This is a genomic window from Amycolatopsis anabasis (assembly GCF_009765355.1).
GTDB lineage: Bacteria > Actinomycetota > Actinomycetes > Mycobacteriales > Pseudonocardiaceae > Amycolatopsis > Amycolatopsis anabasis.
The window spans coordinates 19171-38576 of sequence record NZ_VTHK01000018.1 but is presented as its reverse complement, the minus strand read 5'-3'; the positions used below and the strand labels follow the sequence as shown (position 1 = coordinate 38576).

Genomic DNA, 19406 nt, shown 5'->3' with positions numbered 1-19406 from the left:
ACCCCTCCGGACAAATTCTGTCTGGAGGGGTCCCCTCATGGAAGGGGGAACCCGTCAGTCGCGGGGGCGGGGGGAGGGTTTGAACGGGGGCTGGGCGGTCGCGGTGGCGCGGCGGCGGTGCAGCGGCATCGCGGCGACCAGGACGACCCCGGCGAGCAGCAGCGCGGTGCCGGTCCAGAACATCGGGACCGCCGAGTACGCGGCGCTGGTCTGCGCCAGTTTCGCCGGGACGTTGCCCTTCGGCTGCTCGCCGCCACCCGGAGCGGGCGGGGCCGTGGTGCCGCACTGCACGCCGCCTTCGGGCGCGTAGGCCCGCGCGATCTGCTCGCCGAGCGAGATCTGCGCGAGCGACGACGGCAGCGACTTCGCCGCGTCGGCGGGCAGGACGTCCTTGAGCGCCTTGGTCGGCAGCACCTGCAGGTCGAGCATCCGGGCCGACGCGCCGAGCTGGTAGCCCTTGAACGGGTCGGTCATGTCCTGGCCCTTCTGGTCCAGGCCGGCGATGCTCAGCTTCAGCACCCCGAGATCGAGCACGAAACCCTTGGCGGGCTCGGTGAGCGGTTTGGTCGCGCCGCTGAGCATGGAGACCAGGCCGCCCACGACCGGCACGTTCGCGAGCTTCTCCGCGCCCGCGCCGAGCGCGTTGGTCAGGCCCTCCAACGGGAGCCCGATCGGGATGTCCTTGGTCGGATGCGCGGCGTCCAGGGTGTACAGCACCTTGCCCTGGCGTTCGACGGTGATCACCGGGGCGGTGTAGGAGACCTTCGAGGTCTCCTTCTTGCCGGTGGAGGTCACGCGCAGGGTCGGCTGGCTGGCGACCTTGAGGGTCAGCTCGAGGGGCGTTCCCTTGAGGATGTCGATCTGGCCCGCCTGCATGGTGGAGGTGGACTCCACGGCCTTGTTCTTCGAGTCCGGCAGGTCCACGAGACGGACCGCCGACCGGGAAGACAGCAGGTTCGGCACGCTCAGCACCGAGTTCGTGCCGTCGGCCTTGGTCTGGCCGCCGCCGGAGAGCAGGCCGCCGAGGGCCTGCAGGCCCTGCGCCGGGTTGAAGCCCTCGGGGAGTTTCGCGCCCGGTTTGGCAGCGCCGACGTTGAGCTGGTCGAGGTTGAAGTTGGGCAGCGACGGGATCACGTTCAGCAGCGACAGGCTGGCCAGCGAGGTGTTCGCGTCGGAGATCGTGCCCACGCACGGCCCGAGCGTCGGGCTCCACCGCGCGTGCGCGCTGCCGTTGAGCAGGTTCAGGTTGATCAGCGGGTTCGGCGGGAAGTTCAGCCCGCCGGTGACCGGCTGCGGGTTGTCCGGCAGCGCGGTCTGCGCCAGGCTGCCCGGGAGCTGCGGGCTGTTGCCGGCGACCGAGACGCCCCACGGCGAAGCCTGCGCGATCGCGCGCTCGTAGCTGAGGTAGGCCTCGGAGTTCGCCTGCGCGCTGGACAGCCCCAGGCCGCCCTCGAACGCCGCCTGCTTCGGCAGCTGGTCGCCGATCCCGGGCAGGATCGCGTTCGTCGGCACCGCGTTGGGCAGCAACCGCAGCATGCCCAGGGCCGTGCCCGCGTCGCCGACCGCGTGGCCGAGCGGCTGCGGCTGCGAGGGTGACGAGATGGGCGCCTGACCGGGGTTCGCCGGTTGCGGGATCGGCGTGGTGGGAATCGTGGTCTGGGCCAGCGCCGGGGCGGCCGAGAAAGCGAGTACGGCCGCGGCCACCGGAACAACCAGCGTGCGGGGCAGGCGTCCGCGCATAGGGAGAGTCCTCCTGGGCACAAGGTCGGTCAGCACCGGTGAGACCGACGTCATAGGAGCCTAACGAGGACGGGGGCCGTTAGTGACGCGCACCGCGCCCGCTACACTGACAACCACTGGATGGGGCACACCCCGGCCATGCCGCCTTAGCTCAGTCGGCCAGAGCGATTCACTCGTAATGAATAGGTCGCGGGTTCGATTCCCGCAGGCGGCTCGCTTCCGGACGGTCGGTGGCCAATCGGCCACCTTCCCCGGGCTTGTTCGTTGTGGGGGGCGACCCCCCACACCCCCACGGTGCGAGCTCCGCACCGTGGCGGGCGCTGGTCATTCGGTCTGCGACCAGCGCCGGTTCGATACTCGCGAAAGGGCTCCACAACCGTGTCGGTGTGGAGCCCTTGCGTTGCGAGGTCTACTTCGGGGGTTTGATCGAGACCACGGTGGCGGAGAGCTGGCCGCCGGGGGTGCGGTAGGTGATCGTGTCGCCCGCCTTGTGGCCTTGCAGTGCTTGGCCGAGCGGGCTGTCCGCGGTCACCGAGGAACCGCCGCCCTCGCCCCCGGCGACGGCGACGATCCGCAGGGTGTCCTCGGAACCGTCGTCGAAGCGGAGGGTGATCTTGGTGCCGTCGGCGAAACCCGACTCCACCGGGTAGCCCCGGGCGAGGATGTCGGTGACTTCGGCGATCCGCCGGTCGAGCCAGGCGGCGACCTCCGCGCGTTCGAGAACGTCGGCCTGGTCCGCGCTGTCCCCGGGGCCGCCGAGCTCACCGAGCCCGGGCGCGGTCGCCGCCCGCTGCTGGCGCAGCTGGGCGAGTTCGGTCTCCAGTTGCCGCCGCGCGTCGGCGCTCAGCGGGGCACGTTCGGTGGATTCCATTGAGCCTCCCGACGGAAATTGTCCGCCGTCGGCAACCCCGCCGCCAGTCGTCGTGTGTCACCACTCATTTCCCGCGAATTTGTTGCATCAGCCCTACGGAGTCCGGAACCGGGCACCCGATAGGACTTTTGTCCTGAGAGTTAGGCTGAGCGTCCTGAAACCGCCGGAGAGGAGCCCCCGTGCCCGTCGAGCCGCCCGGGCGGCGAGGCCAGTTCTCGCCCAACCAGCTGCAGAAGCAGGAACAGATCGTCGAAGCGGCCCGGCGCGTGCTGGCCCGGGACGGGCTGGCGGGCTGCACCGCGCGGGCCATCGCCGACGAGGGGCCGCTCACCAAGAGCGCCATCCACTACTACTTCGCCGACATCGACGTGCTCATCGACCGCGCGATGGCCGGGCACATCAACGCGTTCCTGGCTTCGCTGCGGGAGGTCGCCGCCCGCCACGAGGATCCGCACGCGCGGCTCTGGGCGGTGCTGAAGGCGTACCTGGAGACCTTCGCCGAGCGGTCGAACGCCGCGTTCCTCTGGTTCGAGTACTGGGTCGCGGCGGGCCGGGCCGAGCACCCGCAGGCCATCGACGCGATGCTGCGCTCGGTCACCGGCCTGCTCACCGAACTGCTCGCCGGGCTGGACGTCGACGATCCGCGGGCGCGGGCCCGGGCGCTGCTGTCCTACTTACTCGGCACCGTCGTGCAGCAGCGGGTCCGGCCTAGGCCGTTCGCCACACTGCGTGCCGAGATGGAGCCGCTCTGTCTCGCGAATTACGGGTAGTAAGACGCTTTAGATCAGTACCTGCTACGGATTGTTCCCCCGCCCGCCCCACCGCACAGTGGGTACGCGTGGCCACGCATCACCGAACTCCGTGAACTCTCCGTCCGTTCGCGCCAAAGCACTTGTCCCTGCTCAAGGCGCCTTCGAGGCAGCGTTCAGACTCTAGGAGAAGACGATGCGTAAGAGACGTTCGTTGGTGCTCGCCGTCGGCGGCGCCGTTTCGATCCTGGCCCTGCTGGCCGGTATGACGACGGCTCCGGCGACCGGTGCGCAGCCCGCCGGCGCGCAGGCGCAGCAGAACATCTACGAGGTGCTGGGCACGAATTCGCCCCAGTTGCGGACCCAGGTGGCCAACACCGGGGTGGACGTGCTCGAAGCCGGCACCTCGACCGTGGTGATCGCGAACGCGCAGCAACTCGCCACCCTGCGTTCGCTCGGGTTCACCGTCGAATCCCGCGGCGCCTTCCAGCGCCCGCTCGACCAGCCGGGCGCGGTGGCCGCGGACTTCCCGGCCGGCGACGAGGGCTACCACACCTACGCGGAGGTGACCGCCGAACTGCAGAAGGCGGTGAGCGACCACGCCGGGCTCGCGACGCTGTCCAGCGTCGGCAAGTCCTACGAGGGCCGCGAGCTGAACCTGCTGAAGATCAGCGACAACGCGGGCACCGACGAGAACGAGCCCGAGGTGCTGTTCACCTGCAACCAGCACGCCCGCGAACACCTGACCACCGAGATGTGCCTGCGCATCGTCAACCGCTTCACCGACGGGTACGCGAACAACGCGTCGATCAAGCAGATGGTGGACACGCACGAGATCTGGGTGATCCCCAACGTGAACCCGGACGGTTCGGAGTACGACATCTCCGGCGGGCGCTACCACATGTGGCGCAAGAACCGGCAGGGCCAGGGGACCGACCCGAACCGGAACTGGGGCTTCCAGTGGGGTTGCTGCGGCGGTTCGAGCGGCAGCCCGAGCAGCGAGACCTACCGCGGCCCGTCCGCCTTCTCCGCGCCGGAGACCAGGGCCGTCTCGAACTGGGTCAACTCCCGGCGGGTCGGCGGTGCGCAGCAGATCAAGTCGCACATCGACTTCCACACGTACTCGGAGTTGGTGCTATGGCCGTACGGCTACACCTACAACGACACGGCACCCGGGATGACCGCCGCCGAGGCGAAGCGTTTCCAGGACCTTGGCCGGCAGATGGCGGCGACGAACAACTACACGCCCGAGCAGTCCAGCGATCTGTACATCACCGATGGCAGCGTCAACGACTGGATGTGGGGCAACCACAAGATTCTCAGCTACACCTTCGAGATGTATCCGCGCGGTTCGAACCCCGGTTTCTACCCGCCCGACGAGGTGATCGGCCGGGAGACCACGCGTAACGACCGGGCCGTCGACCTGATCATCGGCGCGGCCGGATAGGAGCGCTCCCGTCGCACGGACGACGTGCCCCCGCGCGGGCACGTCGTCCGTTGCCGGGTGACCGCGCCTTACAGTGATCGCATGCCGATGTTTTCGTTCGAGGGCGTGAGCCCCACCGTCCACCCGGATGCCTGGATCGCCCCGACCGCCACGCTGATCGGCGACGTCGTCGTCGAGAAGGACGCCTCGGTCTGGTACGGCGTGGTGCTGCGCGCCGACTTCGGCCGGATCGTGATCCGGGAGGGCGCCAACGTCCAGGACAACTCGGTGATCCACGTCAACGACGGGGAGACCGTGGTGGGGAAGAACGCGACGGTCGGGCATCAGTGCCTGGTGCACGACTGCACGATCGGCGAACAGGCGCTGATCGGCAACGGGTCGACCGTCCTGGACAAGGCGGAGATCGGCACGCGGGCGCTGGTCGCGGCCGGGGCCACGGTCACCCCGAACATGGTGGTGCCGCCCGAGATGATCGCGATGGGCAGCCCGGCGAAGAAGCACGTGGAACTGACCGATTCGGCGCGGCTCTGGGTCGAGCACAACGCGGAGATCTACCGCAAGCTCGCCCAGCGGCACGCGAAGGGGATCCAGCCCATTCCGGACTGAGCCCGCGCTTTCGGGTTTGACCCTCCAGTAACTGGAGACCTTAGCGTCCTCGGCTGTCGAGATCAGGACAGCCGAGGGGGTAACCGTGCCACCGAAACAGAAGAAGCAGATGTTCCAGGCCACCCTGGAACTCACCGCGGGCAACGCGCCGGTGGTCGACCTGGGCAAGATGCTCGGGCAGACCGGGGTCAACCTGGTCGAGGTCAAGAAGAGCTACGACGCGGCCACCGCGGGTCAGCGCGGGGACGTCGTGCCGGTGGTCGTCACGGTGTTCGAGGACCGCTCGTTCGAACTCCGGTACAAGACCCCGCCGACCGCGTTCCTGATCCGGAAAGCCTTGGGAGACAAGGGGTCTTCCCGGCCGGGGCACGAGAGCGCGGGGGTGCTGAGCCGGGACCGGCTGCGCGAGATCGCCGAGCGCAAGCTGCCCGACCTGAACACCGCCGATGTCGAGGCGGCGATGCGCACCATCGCGGGCACCGCCCGTTCCATGGGAGTTTCCGTGGAGTCGTGATGGCTCCGCGCAAACACGCCGTCGTGCCGCCGTTCCGCGCGCTGGATCCGGAACTCGGGGTGGCGGAACGGTTGCTGGCGGCGGGAAACCCCGCCTTGTGCGCGGTGGTGGCGCTGCTGCCGGACGAGCACGCGGCCGCGCACCGGCTGAACGGCATCCTCGCCGACGCCGGGGCGCGGCCGCGGCTCGTTCGCGCGGGCGGCGCCTGGCGGATCGTGCACGTGCCCGCCCTCCGGGGAGCGGGGGAACTGGTCGCGGGCGCGGCCGGGCTGGCCGAACTGGTCGCGGTGGGCGGGTGGCGGCGGATCAAGCGTTGCGCTTCCTGCGGTCGGGCGTTCTGCGATCGCACCAACGGGTGCACTCGCCGGTGGTGTGCCGAACATCGCCCGCATCTCGACCGCGCCACTAGCCACGTCCACTAGCATCGGGACCCGCAGCAGCGACTGGCGCCATCGAGGTGGAGCACCACCGGGGAGCGAAGACGCGGCCCGCACCGCGCGCCTGGGTGTGGCCAGTACCGGCCCTGTCAGGAGTACGGACATGACGCACCAGCCAGCCATCCCCACCCTTGCCGCCGCCGACCCGGAACTCGCCGGGCTCGTCGAGGACGAGGCCCGCCGCCAGTACGAGAAGATCCGGCTGATCGCCTCGGAGAACTACGTCTCCCAGGCCGTGCTGGAGGCCACCGGGACCGTCCTGACCAACAAGTACTCCGAGGGGTACGCGGGCAAGCGGTACTACGAGGGCCAGCAGCTGATCGACCAGGTCGAGAAGCTCGCGATCGAGCGGGCGAAATCGGTGTTCGGGGTGGACCACGCGAACGTCCAGCCGTACTCCGGGTCCCCGGCGAACCTGGCCGCCTACCTGGCGATCGCCAAACCCGGCGACACCGTGCTCGGGATGGCGCTGCCGGACGGCGGGCACCTCACGCACGGCTGGAGCGTCTCGGCGACCGGCAAGTGGTTCACCCCGGTCCGCTACGGCGTGCGCAAGGAGACCGGGCGGGTCGACCTCGACCAGGTGCGCGACCTGGCGCGGGAGCACCGGCCGAAGCTGATCTTCGCCGGGGGCACGGCGATCCCGCGGATCATCGACTTCCCGGCGTTCGCCGAGATCGCCCGCGAGGTGGACGCGGTGCTGGTCGCTGACATCGCGCACATCGCCGGGCTGATCGCGGGCGGCGCCCATCCGTCGCCGGTCGGGCACGCGCCGGTGATCACCACGACCACGCACAAGACGCTGCGCGGGCCGCGGGGCGCGATGATCCTGTCCGACGCCGAGCACGCGAAGGCCGTGGACAAGGCGGTGTTCCCGGGGCTGCAGGGCGGTCCGCACAACCACACCACGGCGGCGATCGCGGTGGCGCTGGGCGAGGCCGCGAAGCCCGAGTTCCGCGACTACGCGCACGCGATCGTGGCCAACGCCAAGGCGCTGGCCGAAGCGCTGCTGGAACGCGGTTTCGACCTGGTCTCCGGCGGCACCGACAACCACCTGCTGCTGGTCGACCTGACCAGCAAGCAGATCGGCGGCAAGCCGGCGGCGCAGGCGCTGGACCGGGCCGGGATCGAGCTGAACTACAACACCGTGCCGTTCGACCCGCGCAAACCGTTCGACCCCTCGGGCATCCGCCTGGGCACCGCGGCGATCACCACGCGCGGCCTGACGCCGGAGCACCAGCCGAAGATCGCCGAGTGGATCGACCGCGCGGTCACCGCGGCCGCCGCCGAGGACGAGGCCGCCATCGAGGCCGTCGCGGGCGAGGTCCGCGAACTCCTCACCGCCTACCCCATCCCGGGTTACCAGGCCTGATTCCGCGAAAGCGCGCGCACTTTCGGAAGCCCGGCCTCCGAAAGTGCGCGCGTTTTCGTATACCGGGGGCTGGCCCGGGGCGTGGAGAGCAGGGTCACAGAAAACTTAGTTGCTGAGTGCAACCTTCTCGGGAATCATTGCGTCTATCAAGTAGTTGGATGATGCAAGCAACTGCGAGACGCAGACCTGCTGGGGACCTGAGGAGCAAGCAATGTCGACCAAGGCGAACGACGCGGCGCCCGAGGCGGAACCCGCCTCCCGGCGCGGCGCCCTCTCGCACCGCCAGATCCTGACGGTGCTCTCCGGGCTGATGCTCGGGATGTTCCTGGCCGCGCTGGACCAGACGATCGTGTCCTCGGCGATGAAGACCATCGCCGACGAACTGCACGGGCAGACCCTGCAGGCCTGGGCGACGACGGCGTACCTGATCACCGCGACCCTGTCCACGCCGCTGTACGGCAAGCTCTCCGACCTCTACGGCCGGAAGCCGATGTACCTCACGGCGATCTCGCTGTTCCTGGCCGGTTCGCTGGCCAGCGGGATGGCGGGCTCGATGTACGAACTGGCCGCGTTCCGCGCGTTCCAGGGGCTCGGCGCCGGTGGCCTGATGTCGCTCGCGCTGGCGATCATCGCGGACATCACCTCGCCCCGGGAGCGCAGCCGCTACCAGGGATACTTCATGGCCGTGTTCGGCATCTCCAGCGTCGCGGGCCCGGTGGTCGGCGGCTTCTTCGCCGGTCTCGACTCGTTCGCCGGGGTCACCGGCTGGCGCTGGGTCTTCCTGGTGAACGTGCCGATCGCGCTGGCCGCGCTGGTCGTGGTGAGCAAGGTGCTGAACATCCCGCACACCCGGGTGGCGCAGAAGATCGACTTTCTCGGTGCGGTGACCCTGGCGCTGGGCATCGTCCCGCTGCTGATCGTCGCCGAACAGGGCCGCGAATGGGGCTGGGGCTCGCCGCTCTCGCTCCTGACCTACGCCGTGGGGACCGTCGGCCTGATCGCGTTCGTGCTGGTGGAACGCCGGATGGGCGACGCCGCCCTGCTGCCGCTGCGGTTGTTCCGCCGCCCGGTGTTCCGGATGAGCACGGTGATCACGTTCGTGCAGGGCGTCGGCATGTTCGGCGCGATGATGTCGCTGCCGCTGTACCTGCAGATCGTCAAGGGCGCGACGCCGACCCAAGCCGGGTTGCAGCTGCTCCCGCTGACGCTGGGCATCATGGTCGCCACGATGTCGAGCGGGATCGTGATCTCGCGGACCGGCCGGTACAAGGCCTTCGCGGTGGCCGGGCTCGGCCTGATGTCGGCGGCGCTGTTCGGGTTCGCGACGATCGGCGTGGACACCGCGCTGGCGACCGTCATGGCGATCGCCTTCGTGCTGGGCCTCGGGCTCGGCGCCTCGATGCAGACGCTGCAGCTCGCCGCGCAGAACGACGTGCCCGCCAAGGACATGGGCGTGGCGACCTCGTCGTCGACGTTCTTCCGGCAGATCGGCGGGACCGCGGGCACGGCGGTGTTCATGTCGATCCTGTTCGGCGTGGTCGGCGGCCGGATCGCCGCGGCGGTCCAGTCGGCGATGGCCACCCCGGCCTACCCCGCGGCGCTGGCGAACCCGGCCAACGCGGGCGTCGCCCGCCAGCTGGGCTCCGGGTCGATGGACCTGAACGACACCTCGTTCCTGTCCGGTTTGGACCCGGCGCTGGCGCGGCCGATCCTGGAAGGCTTCTCCAGCGCGATGAGCACGGTGTTCGTGGTCGGCGGGCTGGTGCTGGCCGCCGGGTTCGCGCTGGTGTGGTTCCTCAAGGAGAAGCCGCTCTCGGACAAGTCCGCGCTCGAGCGGCGCGCCGAGGACGAGGCCGCCGAAGCCCCGGCCCTCGCCCTCGCCCACTGATCCCGGGACCGAATGTCATGAGGGGACCCCTCCAGACGAAATTTGTCCGGAGGGGTCCCCTCATGAAAGGAACCGGGGAAGCTCAGTGCTCGCCGGAGTCGGCGGCTTCCTTGGCGAGGCGGTCGGTCTCGCGCTCGTAGGAGCGCTGGATCTCGCTCTCCGCCTCGACGCGGCCCACCCACTGCGAGCCTTCGACGCTCTTCGCGGGTTCGAGGTCCTTGTACACCTGGAAGAAGTGCTCGATTTCCAGCTTGTGGAATTCGTTCAGGTGGTGGATGTCGCGCAGGTGTTCCAGCCGCGGGTCGTCCGAGGGCACCGCGAGGACCTTGTCGTCCGGACCCTTCTCGTCGGTCATCCGGAACATGCCGATCGCCCGGCAGCGGATCAGGCAGCCCGGGAAGGTCGGCTCCTGGACGAGCACCAGCACATCGAGGGGGTCACCGTCCTGGCCCAGGGTGTCGTCGATGAACCCGTAGTCGGCCGGGTACTGGGTGGCGGTGAACAGCGTGCGGTCCAGCTTGATGCGGCCCGTCTTGTGGTCCACTTCGTACTTGTTGCGTTCCCCTTTGGGGATTTCGATCGTGACGTCGAATTCCACGCCGTCCTCGCTGACCTCGTCTTGTACGTGCCGCATGGGCGGCTCACGGTTTCGCTGACTTGACGCTCACTAGTGTGGACTACGCCCGGCGGCGAAGTCGCGCGGACGGACGCCGTGGTGGGGATCGACACAGTGGAGGGGTGCGTGCCGGAGCAGGATGAGCCGCAGTGGCCGTCGGACGACGCGGACAGCGGGTCCGGCGACAGCGGCAAGACCGCGGAACTGCCGGTGCGCGAGATCACCCCGGAGTCCGACGCGGGTGTCGCGGAGGCCACGGCGCAGGTGTCGGTGGTGTCCTGGCCGAAGGCCGCCGAGGGGGAGAAGAAGGCCGAGGACGTCGTCTGGCCGGAGGCCGCGCCGGAGAAGGCCCCCGAATCGGGGAATGGTTCCGCGGAAGGCTCGACCGAAGAAGGCGACTCCGCCGAGCCGGAGGCCGAAGCCGAGGAGCCGGAGGCGGAGCAGGACGCGTCCGACGAGTCGGCGGAAGAACAGAGCGCGCCCGAGGAGGTCGCGGAACCGGAACCCGTCGAAGAATCGGAGGCCGCCGAACAGCAGGCACGCGCCGAAGACTCCGAATCGGGCGACGAGCGGCGGCCCGCGGCGGAGCCGGAGCTGCCCGGCGAGTGGCCGCCCGCCCGGGAGGAGGCGGCTGCCCAGGAGCGGCGACCGGAACCCGCCGCCGGGGGATCGGAGGCCACCGCTCAGGAGCCCGTCGAAGACCCGCCCGTCGATGCGGTCGCGGAAGAGCGCACCGGCGAGCGGCAGTCCGGCGGGGAAGCGGAGGTCGCGCGGGAGGAATCGGCCGCCAAGGCGCGGGAACGCCCGGGAGCGCTGTTCCAGCCGGAACCCCAAGAGCCGGAACCCCGGGAGCCGGAGCAGCGCGGTTCGCTGTTCCGGCCCGGCGCGTTCCCGCAGCAGCAGGCGCCCTGGGCACGCCCGCCCGAGCGGGAACCGGCCGACCAGGAGTCGGAAACCGCGCAGTTCTCGTTGTTCCAGCCGGTGCGCGAGCCCGAGCAGGAAACCCGGCCGCACCGGGTCCCGCCGCCCCTGCCGGAACAGGAAACCCGGCCGCATCCCCGGCCGGATGGCCCCCGGCAACCGCCGCGCCAGGCGGCGCCCTGGCCGCCGCCGCAGGACGGTCCGCCCGCGCAGCCGCCGCTCCCGCCCCGGCGGGAACGCCCGCCGCGGCCGGAACCACCCGAGATGGAGGAGCCGACCCGGGTCGACCTGCCCGTCTTCCGGGACGGAGCCGCCCCGCCGGAACGGCCCGGCCCGCGCGTGCCGCCGCCCATCCCGGTCGCACCGCACGCCCAGCCGATGCGGATCGAACCGTCCGGCGAACTGCGCCCCGCCGAGGCGACCACCGGCGAAGCCGAGGAAGACCGGCCCCAGCCCCCGGCCGAACCGGAAGCCGCGCGGCCCAGGCGCAAGCGGCGCGGATTGCTCATCGGTGCCCTGATCCTCGTCGTGGTCGTCGCGGCCGGGGTGACGCTCGCGCTGCCCGCCGTGTCCAACCGGCTCGCCCTGCCCTGGGCGCCGAACGCGCCGAAGGGCGACCCGCCGAAACCGGTCGCGATCACCCGGAGCCTGCACGCGCCCGGCGCGTCCGCGCCGACGCCCACCGCGAACGGGGTCGCCGCCGCGCTCGCCGGTCCGGCCGCCAACCCGGCGCTCGGCACGCTCACCGGCAGCGTGGTGGACCCGGCGACCGGCACCGCGCTCTGGGAGAAGAACCCGGCGCAGGCGCTGACACCCGCGTCCACCACCAAACTGCTCACCGTCTCCGCCGCCCTGCTCGCCCTCGACCACGGCAAGCAGCTGTCCACCAAGGTGGTCGCCGGGACCGAACCGGGCAGCGTGGTCATCGTCGGCGGCGGCGATCCGACCCTGTCCTCGCTACCGGCGGGCAAGGACTCGGTCTATCCCGGCGCCGCGCACCTCGACGATCTGGTCAACCAGGTCAGGCAGGCCGCGGGCGGAGCCGTCAAGAAGGTCCAGGTCGACGTCAGCGCCTTCAAGGGGCCGGTGACCGCGAACGGCTGGTCGCCCGGGGACGCCCCGCAGTACACCGCGAACGTGGTTCCGCTGATGCTGGACGGCGGCCTCACCAATCCGACCGACGACCACTCGGTCCGGGTCACCGATCCGGCGGGCACGCTGGCGCAGAAGTTCGCCGAGCGGCTCGGCGCGACCGTCGCCCCGCAGCTCACCACCACGGCGCCGCCGGGCGCCAAGGTCCTCGGTGAGGTCAAATCCGCGCCGATCACCGAACTCGCCCGCCAGCTCCTGCAGGCCTCGGACAACCTGCTCGCGGACGAGCTCGCCCGGCAGACCGCGATCGCCACCGGCAACGAACCGTCCTTCGCCGGCGCCGCCAAGGCGACGATGAACGTGTTGGCGCAGAACGGTTTCGACCTCACCGGTGTGCAGCTCCACGACGGCAGCGGGCTGTCGGCGCAGAACAAGGTCCCGGCGAAACTGCTCAGCCAGCTGCTCGCCGCGGCCGCCGCGCCGGACGGCAAGGACCCGAAGACCGTCAAACTGCGGCCCCTGCTCGAGGGCCTCCCGGTGGCCGGGGGCAGCGGCACGCTGTCCGGCCGCTACGGCGATCCCAGTTCGGCCAAGGGAAAGGGCTGGGTGCGCGGCAAGACCGGCACCCTGTCCGGGGTGAACACGCTCGCCGGGGTGGTCCTGGACACCGACGGCCGGGTGCTGGTCTTCGCGCTGATGTCCGCGGGCAGCGAGCAGGACTCCGGCCGCGCCGCCCTGGACGCGGTGGCCGCCGCCCTGCGCGGCTGTGGCTGCCGGTAGCCGGTCGCGCACTGTGTCGCCACCTGCCCGGGGCAGGTAGCGTCGAAGGGGTGAACGCGGTGAGCGAGCAGGTTTCGGAGAACGGGCGGCCGATCGTCGACTGGTCCCTGGCCGCGACGACGGGTGCGTTCCTGGTCCGCAGCGGGCCGGTGGTGCCCCGCGAAGAGGCCGAACTCGCGGTCTCCGAACTGCGCGAGCTGACCATCGACGCCGAATCCCACGTGCGCGCGCTGACCGGGCTCGGCGAGGGGCTCCCGCTGCTCCCCGGCGAAGTGGTCGACCGCCCGGGCTGGGTGCGGGCGGCCGCGGCCGGGCTCGACGCGCTCACCAGCAAGGCGCTCCCGCGCGGTCCGGGCGGCCCGCTCGCCCCGCTGCTCGCCGGCGGCGCCGGGGTGCAGACCGGAGTGGTGCTGGCCTTCCTCGGGGCGCGCGTGCTCGGGCAGTACGACCCGTTCGGCGGGCCCGGCAAGACCGGGCAGCTCGTGCTCGTCGCGCCGAACGTGGTGACCGCGCAGCGCGCGATGAACGTGCCGGGCCGCGATTTCCGGCTCTGGGTGTGCCTGCACGAATGCACGCACCGGCTGCAGTTCACCGCGGTGGACTGGCTGCGCGACTACTTCGCCGACGAGGTCGAACGGCTCGTCGGCGGGCTCACCGGCCAGGACGCCGACGGCCTCGCCGATCTGGTCGGCCGCCTGCCGGACACCCTGCGCCAGGCGAAACGGGCCAAGGCCGAGGGCTCGCTGGCGCTGGCCGACGTCCTGCAGTCGCCGAAGCAGCGCGCGGTGTTCGACCGCCTGCTGGCCCTGTCCACGCTGCTCGAGGGGCATGCGGACTACGTGATGGACGCGGTCGGCCCGGCCGTGGTGCCCGCGGTCGAGACCATCCGCAGCCGGTTCACCGAACGGCGCAAGGGCGGCGGCCTGCTCGACCGGGTCCTGCGCAGCCTGCTCGGCGTGGACGCGAAGATCCGCCAGTACGCCCAGGGCGCCGCGTTCACCCGGCACGTCGTCGACCAGGTCGGGATGGACGGTTTCAACGCGGTGTGGACCTCGCCGAACACCCTGCCCACCCGGGCGGAGATCGCGGATCCGGACTCATGGGTGCGGCGCATCCACAAGTGAACGGGCACTCGTCCGCGAGTGGGCCGCATCCGGCGGTCGCCCAGGTCCGCCGGGCGGTACGGGAATTCCTCGGCGATCCGGAGACCACCGGCCATCTCGCGTGTGGCGAGCTGTGCGTCGCGGTCTCCGGCGGCGCCGATTCGCTCGCGCTCGCCGAGGCCGCCGCGCACGTCGGCCACCGGATGGGGCTGAAGGTGCGCGCGCTGGTCGTCGACCACGGGTTGCAGGACGGTTCGGCGGCGGTGGCCCGCGACGCCGCGGGCAAGGCCCGGGAACTGGGCGCCGACTCCGCCGATGTGCTCGGCGCCGACGTGCGCGGACCGGGCGGGCCCGAGGCGGCGGCCCGCCGCGCCCGCTACACCGCGCTGCGCGGGGCGCTGCCCGGCGCGGGCGCCCTCGTCCTGCTCGGCCACACCCGCGACGACCAGGCGGAGACCGTGCTGCTCGGGCTCGGCCGGGGATCCGGTCCGCGGTCGATGGCCGGGATGCGGGCGCTGGACCCGCCGTGGGCCCGCCCGCTGCTGGACGTGCCGCGGGAGACCACCGCCGCGGCGTGCGCCGCGCTCGGCGTGCTCCCGTGGCGGGACCCGCACAACACCGATCCGCGGTACACCCGCGTGCGGCTGCGTGCCGAGGTCCTCCCCCTGATGGAGGAAGTGCTCAACGGCGGGGTCGCCGCGGCCCTGGCCCGCACGGCGGCGCAACTGCGCGAGGACACCGAGGCGCTCGACGAACTCGCCGACGCGCTGTACGCCGGGCTGGGCCCGGAGATCGACGTGTCCGCGCTGGTGGGGACCCCGGCGGCGCTGCGGCGGCGGGTGCTCCGGCGCTGGCTCCTCGACGCGGGCGTCCGCGAACTGACCGACGCGCACCTGCGTGCCGTGGATGCCCTGATCGGCGGATGGCGCGGACAGGGCGGCGTGTGGTTGCCCGGCAACTTGGTGGCGCAGCGGACACATGGCAGGCTGCACGTGATTAATCCCGAACCCACCACATAAAGGGGACGCCAGGTGTACGAAGGCGAGATCGCCTCCGTGCTCGTCACCGAGCAGCAGATCAAAGACAAGATCACCGAACTGGCCGAGAAGGTCGCCGCGGACTACCCGGCCAACGGCACCGACCTGTTGCTGGTCGGGGTGCTCAAGGGGGCGGTGATGTTCATGACCGACTTCGCCCGCGCCCTCCCGATGCCCGCCCAGCTCGAGTTCATGGCGGTCTCCTCCTACGGTTCCGCCACCTCCTCGTCCGGGGTGGTGCGCATCCTCAAGGACCTCGACCGGGACATCGCCGGCCGGGACGTGCTGATCGTCGAGGACATCGTCGACTCCGGGCTCACCCTGTCCTGGCTGCTGAAGAACCTGGCCAGCCGCGAACCGGCGTCGCTCAACGTCTGCTCGCTGCTGCGCAAGCCGGAAGCGGTCAAAGTGGACGTTCCGGTCAAGTACATCGGCTTCGACATCCCGAACGAGTTCGTCGTCGGCTACGGGCTGGACTACGCCGAGCGGTACCGCGACCTCCCGTACATCGGGACGCTGGACCCGAAGGTCTACTCGTCCTGACAGTTCTGACAGTTCACGGGACAAGTCGATCTTGGGACGATAATTCCTGGTGAACCCCGTTGCGCCGGTTCGCGAATTGCGGAACCTTAACCTTCGGGAACGCGTCATAGGGCACGAACGCTTGCGTTAACCTATGCGAAGAGGGAGCCGCGTAGCCGACGCGGACTTATGGGGCAGGAGAGAACTGAGATGGGGAACAACAGCTTGGCGGACGCCAGCGCGTTCCGCAACGCGGCGGTCACCGGCCAGCTGGGCATCGACCCGGACGCGGCGCAGACCGTGCTGAAGAAGATCCGCCTGGGCAAGGACGCGGTGGAGAGCCTGCTCCGCAGCGCGGGTTCCCTCGCGGAACCGCCCAAGCTCGGCGCCAACCCGGTCGGCGAAGCCATCTCGGCGAAGGTCGCCCAGCGGGCCGAGGGCCGCGGCGACTCCTACACGCAGGCGCTGCAGAACCTCTTCACCCAGTACGACCAGGCCGAGCAGGCGATCGTCGCGGCCATGGGCTACTACCGGCAGACCGATCAGGGTGGCGCGTCGACGCTGTCCGGCCAGGCGTGAGATCAGGGGGAATCCGAGTCATGGGCAAGCACAGCAGCGAAGACATCCCGCCGGCCGGCGGCGACTATCCCACCGACACCGGTTCGGTGACCGCGGGCAGCGCGGTCAAGCTGGACAACTCCGAGACCGCCGGCATCGTCGAGCAGGCGCGCAACCGCTCGGACGGCTTCCAGGTCGGCGAGGACCGGGCGATCGTCAGCCCGCCGAACTGGGCCTCCCAGGAGAGCACCCAGCTCTACCACGGCGCGACCACGAACAACGACCCCGGGACCGCGGAGTCCACCGGCCAGGCCTGGACCGCGCACGGCAAGGACCTGCACCAGGCCGCGAACGACCTGTACAACGCGATCTCCGAACTGGGCAACGTGTGGGTCGGCCAGGGCGCCGGCGCCGCGCAGGGCACCCTGGTCGCGATCGCCAACTCCAGCGCGCAGGCCGGGGAGGCCGCGCACTCCATGGGCACCCGCCTGGCGCAGCAGGCCGCGGCCGCCGCCGAGGTCAAGAAGATGCCGGCGCCCAAGGAGTTCGACCCGGCGAAGCAGACCGCCGCGATGCTCGCCGGTGGTCCCGCCGCGATGATCCAGGACATGAAGGAGCAGGCGGACGCGGCCAAGGAGGTCAAGGCCCAGCAGGTCGCCTACTTCAACGCCTACACCAAGGCGATGTCCGAAGTGGACAGCACGACCCCGAGCTTCGGCCCGGAGTCCCTCGGGCTCCCGGCGACCGCGAGCCACAACAGCGTGAGCGGCGGCCCGTCGGTCGGCGGTCCCGGTGGGGTGTCCGCGGTCAACGTCGGCGCCCTCGGCATCGCCGGGGCGGCCGGCACGCACAGCGCCGCCGCGGGCGGCGCGGGACAGGCCGTGCAGACCGGCCCGCAGCAGCCCGGTTTCCGCGGTGACCTGCCGGTCGGCGGCCCCGCGGACGGGGTGGGCTCCGGCATCGGGTCGCACGCCGGGCAGGCCGTGGCGCACGGCGGGGCCGGTGGCGCGAACATCGCGCAGGGCCTCGGCGTGGGCGCGCTGGGCGCCGGCCTCGGCGCCGCGGCCGGGCGGACGCTCGGCGCGGGCAGCCGCAGCGGCAGCAAGCAGACCAACGAGACCTCGGCCGCCTCGGACAACCAGAGCGGTGTCGGCAACAGCGCCACGGCGAACGCGCCGCAGCAGGGTGTCGTGCCGCCGAGCGGGACCATCGGCGCGGGCGCGAACCCGCCGCCCGCCGGCCCGCCGATGACCCCGATGGGCGCCGGCGCCGCCGGTGCGCAGCAACAGCAGGAAGAGGAGCACACGCACGCCTCCTTCCTGATCGAGCCGGACCCCGACGACGCCTTCGGCGCCAACCAGGCCACGCCGCCGCCGGTGATCGGTGCGTGGACTGACGACGAGGAGGACTAGGCGTGGCGAAAGCGGAGCTGCTCACTCCGCTGGAGCTGGACTTCCTCTGGGAGTCGACCGGAGCCGAGGATCTGCCCTACCCGCTGGAGGTGCGCTCGCACGGGGCGACCCTGGACGAGCGCGCCTCGTTGCGGAGCCAGACCATGGCCGCGCTCGCGCAGCGCGGCCTGGTCGGCCCCGGCGGGCGCCCCGAGCCGCACATCGAGGACTTCTTCGAGGTGCTCGCGGGCGCCGAGGTGAGCCTGGACGAGGTGCACATCACCGCGCCGCACGCGAAACCGCTGCTCGCGGTGGCCTCCGCGCTGAACGGCCGGGGCCTGCTGGTCGTGCAGGACGAGCGCGGGTTCCACTTCCAGCCGACCGCGCCGGACGGCCTGGCCAGCGCGATCGTCTCGCTGCTGCCGGCCGCCCCGCGCGGCACCGAGAAGTCCATCACCGTGCCGCTCGAGCAACTGCTTTCCGGTTCCGGCGTGGACTTCCTGCAGCGGCGGGCCGGGGACGGGCGGACGTCCGCGGACGAGGACCGCAAGGCGCTGGCCCGGCTGCACGCCCAGCCCCGGCTGCGCGGCGGCCAGATCGGCGCGAACGCGCGCGGCCGGATGGGCGGGCGGTACCGGGCGCCGGTGCTGAGCTGGTTCGACACCGACACCGGCCGGTACTTCACGCAGGCGACCAGCGGTCACGACGGGCGGGACTGGATCACCATCGCGCCCGCGGACGCGGCGACCCTGCGGCGCCGGCTCGGCGAGATGCTCGCCGGTGCCGCGAACTCGACCGCGTCGGCGCGCTGATTTCCGGAGCGTTCTGGCTGCCGGAAAGGGCAGTTCGTCCCCGTGCCGCGGGGCGTTACCGTTGAGTAGGACCTTAGGGAGGCTGACCGTGAGCACGCAGGAGTTCTTCACGCCGATCGCGTTCGACTTCCTCTGGGAAGCCATGGGCGCGGGCGATGTGCCCTACCCGCTGCAGGTGCGCTCGCACGGCGCCACCGAGGACGAGCGGATCGCCCTGCGGCAGCGGACGAACGCCGAGCTGAAGGCGCGCGGCATCCGGGATTTCCAGGGCCGGCTCGAACCGCACGTGGAGGACTGGCTCGCCCTGCTGGCCCGCCCCGCGATCAGCATCGACGCGCTGCACATCCCGGACTACCAGGCGCCACCGATCGGCATCCTCGCCGCGTCCGACGGCCGCAACGCCGTGCTGGCGATCCAGGACGCCGAGGGCATCTGGATCCGCCCGGCGTTCGCCGAGGGAATCGCGTCCGCGGTGGTCGACCTGCTGCCGCCGGGCCGCCGCGGTTCGGAGGCGTCCATCACACTTCCGCTCGCCGACGCCCTGCGGACCCAGCCGATCCGCTCGGCCGTCCCGGCCGCGGTCGGCGGCGAGCCGGACGGCGACGAGAAGAAGGCCCGCCGCGCCCCCGCGAAACCGCGCACGTCGCTGAGCGAGAAGGTCACCACCGATCCGCGGGAGGCCTACGCGAAGCTCGCGGGCCAGCCGCGGCTGCGCGGTGGTCAGCTCGCCGCGAACAGCCGGAACTCGCTCGGCGGCAAGCGGCGTTCCCCGGTGCTGGCCTGGTTCGACACCGCGACCGGCCGGTACCTCAGCCTGTCCCGGGCCGGAACCGACGGCCGGGAGTGGGTGACCGTCTCGCCCGCCGACCCGAAGACGCTGCGCTCCAGGCTGGGTGAGATGGTGGCTGGGGTCACCGACGACCGCTGAGGGAGTTCTCCGTTCCGGGCTG

General features: G+C 71.4%; 18 protein-coding genes and 1 tRNA gene. 16 read left to right on the top strand and 3 right to left on the bottom strand.

The genetic code is table 11. From position 1 onward, the window contains the following. Positions 1 to 54: 54 nt before the first annotated feature. Entirely contained in the window at positions 55 to 1740 is a 1686-nt protein-coding gene (locus tag FXO23_RS23480; RefSeq protein ID WP_158887566.1) for a hypothetical protein, read from the bottom strand. A gap of 140 nt (positions 1741 to 1880) precedes the next feature. Here FXO23_RS23480 and FXO23_RS23475 point away from each other — a divergent pair. Next, positions 1881 to 1954: transfer RNA gene (locus tag FXO23_RS23475), tRNA-Thr, on the top strand. 195 nt (positions 1955 to 2149) lie between these two features. Here FXO23_RS23475 and FXO23_RS23470 read toward each other — a convergent pair. Further along, a complete protein-coding gene (locus FXO23_RS23470; RefSeq protein ID WP_158887565.1) occupies positions 2150 to 2611 on the bottom strand; it encodes a GreA/GreB family elongation factor in 462 nt (153 codons plus the stop codon). Between the two features lie 179 nt (positions 2612 to 2790). Here FXO23_RS23470 and FXO23_RS23465 point away from each other — a divergent pair, with 179 nt between their 5' ends. The 7 genes from FXO23_RS23465 to FXO23_RS23435 all read left to right on the top strand — a co-directional run bounded on the left by FXO23_RS23465 (position 2791) and on the right by FXO23_RS23435 (position 9624). After that, positions 2791 to 3381 carry a TetR/AcrR family transcriptional regulator gene (locus FXO23_RS23465; RefSeq protein WP_158887564.1) on the top strand — a complete coding sequence of 197 codons (591 nt, stop codon included), beginning with the start codon at positions 2791 to 2793 and terminating at the stop codon, positions 3379 to 3381. 175 nt (positions 3382 to 3556) lie between these two features. Continuing rightward, positions 3557 to 4807 carry a M14 family metallopeptidase gene (locus FXO23_RS23460; RefSeq protein WP_158887563.1) on the top strand — a complete coding sequence of 417 codons (1251 nt, stop codon included), beginning with the start codon at positions 3557 to 3559 and terminating at the stop codon, positions 4805 to 4807. Positions 4808 to 4888: 81 nt separating this feature from the next. Next, a complete protein-coding gene (locus tag FXO23_RS23455) occupies positions 4889 to 5413 on the top strand; it encodes a gamma carbonic anhydrase family protein (protein ID WP_158887562.1) in 525 nt (174 codons plus the stop codon). Positions 5414 to 5498: 85 nt separating this feature from the next. Continuing rightward, positions 5499 to 5927 carry an uL11 family ribosomal protein gene (locus FXO23_RS23450; protein ID WP_158887561.1) on the top strand — a complete coding sequence of 143 codons (429 nt, stop codon included), beginning with the start codon at positions 5499 to 5501 and terminating at the stop codon, positions 5925 to 5927. After that, a complete protein-coding gene (locus tag FXO23_RS23445; protein WP_158887560.1) occupies positions 5927 to 6349 on the top strand; it encodes a CGNR zinc finger domain-containing protein in 423 nt (140 codons plus the stop codon). Before FXO23_RS23450 ends, FXO23_RS23445 begins: the two co-directional genes overlap by 1 nt. A 118-nt stretch (positions 6350 to 6467) precedes the next feature. Then, positions 6468 to 7736 (top strand): serine hydroxymethyltransferase, encoded by a 1269-nt coding sequence (locus FXO23_RS23440; protein ID WP_158887559.1) that lies wholly within the window; start codon positions 6468 to 6470, stop codon positions 7734 to 7736. A gap of 211 nt (positions 7737 to 7947) precedes the next feature. Further along, positions 7948 to 9624 (top strand): MDR family MFS transporter, encoded by a 1677-nt coding sequence (locus FXO23_RS23435; RefSeq protein WP_158887558.1) that lies wholly within the window; start codon positions 7948 to 7950, stop codon positions 9622 to 9624. An 82-nt stretch (positions 9625 to 9706) separates the two neighbouring features. On the opposite strand, the gene FXO23_RS23430 is transcribed toward FXO23_RS23435, so the two are convergent. After that, complete coding sequence (locus FXO23_RS23430; RefSeq protein WP_158887684.1) at positions 9707 to 10222, bottom strand: inorganic diphosphatase; 516 nt, start codon at positions 10220 to 10222, stop codon at positions 9707 to 9709. A 144-nt stretch (positions 10223 to 10366) separates the two neighbouring features. On the opposite strand from FXO23_RS23430, the gene dacB reads away from it, so the two are divergent. The 8 genes from dacB (at position 10367) to FXO23_RS23390 (ending at position 19384) form a co-directional block, all read left to right on the top strand. Then, positions 10367 to 13033, top strand: a complete 2667-nt coding sequence (dacB, locus tag FXO23_RS52515; RefSeq protein ID WP_343034503.1) for a D-alanyl-D-alanine carboxypeptidase/D-alanyl-D-alanine endopeptidase — start codon at positions 10367 to 10369, stop codon at positions 13031 to 13033. 92 nt (positions 13034 to 13125) lie between these two features. After that, a complete protein-coding gene (locus tag FXO23_RS23420) occupies positions 13126 to 14157 on the top strand; it encodes a zinc-dependent metalloprotease (RefSeq protein WP_158887682.1) in 1032 nt (343 codons plus the stop codon). Then, positions 14154 to 15155 (top strand): tRNA lysidine(34) synthetase TilS, encoded by a 1002-nt coding sequence (tilS, locus tag FXO23_RS23415; protein WP_246257705.1) that lies wholly within the window; start codon positions 14154 to 14156, stop codon positions 15153 to 15155. The genes FXO23_RS23420 and tilS overlap by 4 nt, the downstream gene beginning before the upstream one ends. Positions 15156 to 15167: 12 nt before the next feature. After that, entirely contained in the window at positions 15168 to 15716 is a 549-nt protein-coding gene (gene hpt / locus FXO23_RS23410; RefSeq protein WP_158887556.1) for a hypoxanthine phosphoribosyltransferase, read from the top strand. Positions 15717 to 15905: 189 nt separating this feature from the next. Continuing rightward, the gene (locus FXO23_RS23405) at positions 15906 to 16274 is read left to right on the top strand and encodes a hypothetical protein (RefSeq protein WP_158887555.1); all 369 of its coding nucleotides are present in this window, start codon (positions 15906 to 15908) and stop codon (positions 16272 to 16274) included. A 20-nt stretch (positions 16275 to 16294) separates the two neighbouring features. Continuing rightward, positions 16295 to 17665: a WXG100 family type VII secretion target gene (locus tag FXO23_RS23400; protein ID WP_246257704.1), complete on the top strand. Its 1371-nt coding sequence runs from the start codon at positions 16295 to 16297 to the stop codon at positions 17663 to 17665. 2 nt (positions 17666 to 17667) lie between these two features. Beyond that, positions 17668 to 18456, top strand: a complete 789-nt coding sequence (locus FXO23_RS23395) for an ESX secretion-associated protein EspG (RefSeq protein ID WP_158887554.1) — start codon at positions 17668 to 17670, stop codon at positions 18454 to 18456. Between the two features lie 88 nt (positions 18457 to 18544). Then, positions 18545 to 19384 (top strand): ESX secretion-associated protein EspG, encoded by an 840-nt coding sequence (locus tag FXO23_RS23390; protein ID WP_158887553.1) that lies wholly within the window; start codon positions 18545 to 18547, stop codon positions 19382 to 19384. The last annotated feature ends 22 nt before the right edge of the window (positions 19385 to 19406 follow it).

Coding starts and splice junctions, on each gene's coding strand:
- FXO23_RS23480 (WP_158887566.1), bottom strand. CDS start 1,740: ATGCGCGGACGCCTGCCCCGCACGCTGGTTGTTCCGGTGGCCGCGGCC.
- FXO23_RS23470 (WP_158887565.1), bottom strand. CDS start 2,611: ATGGAATCCACCGAACGTGCCCCGCTGAGCGCCGACGCGCGGCGGCAA.
- FXO23_RS23460 (WP_158887563.1), top strand. CDS start 3,557: ATGCGTAAGAGACGTTCGTTGGTGCTCGCCGTCGGCGGCGCCGTTTCG.
- FXO23_RS23455 (WP_158887562.1), top strand. CDS start 4,889: ATGCCGATGTTTTCGTTCGAGGGCGTGAGCCCCACCGTCCACCCGGAT.
- FXO23_RS23445 (WP_158887560.1), top strand. CDS start 5,927: ATGGCTCCGCGCAAACACGCCGTCGTGCCGCCGTTCCGCGCGCTGGAT.
- FXO23_RS23440 (WP_158887559.1), top strand. CDS start 6,468: ATGACGCACCAGCCAGCCATCCCCACCCTTGCCGCCGCCGACCCGGAA.
- FXO23_RS23435 (WP_158887558.1), top strand. CDS start 7,948: ATGTCGACCAAGGCGAACGACGCGGCGCCCGAGGCGGAACCCGCCTCC.
- FXO23_RS23405 (WP_158887555.1), top strand. CDS start 15,906: ATGGGGAACAACAGCTTGGCGGACGCCAGCGCGTTCCGCAACGCGGCG.
- FXO23_RS23400 (WP_246257704.1), top strand. CDS start 16,295: ATGGGCAAGCACAGCAGCGAAGACATCCCGCCGGCCGGCGGCGACTAT.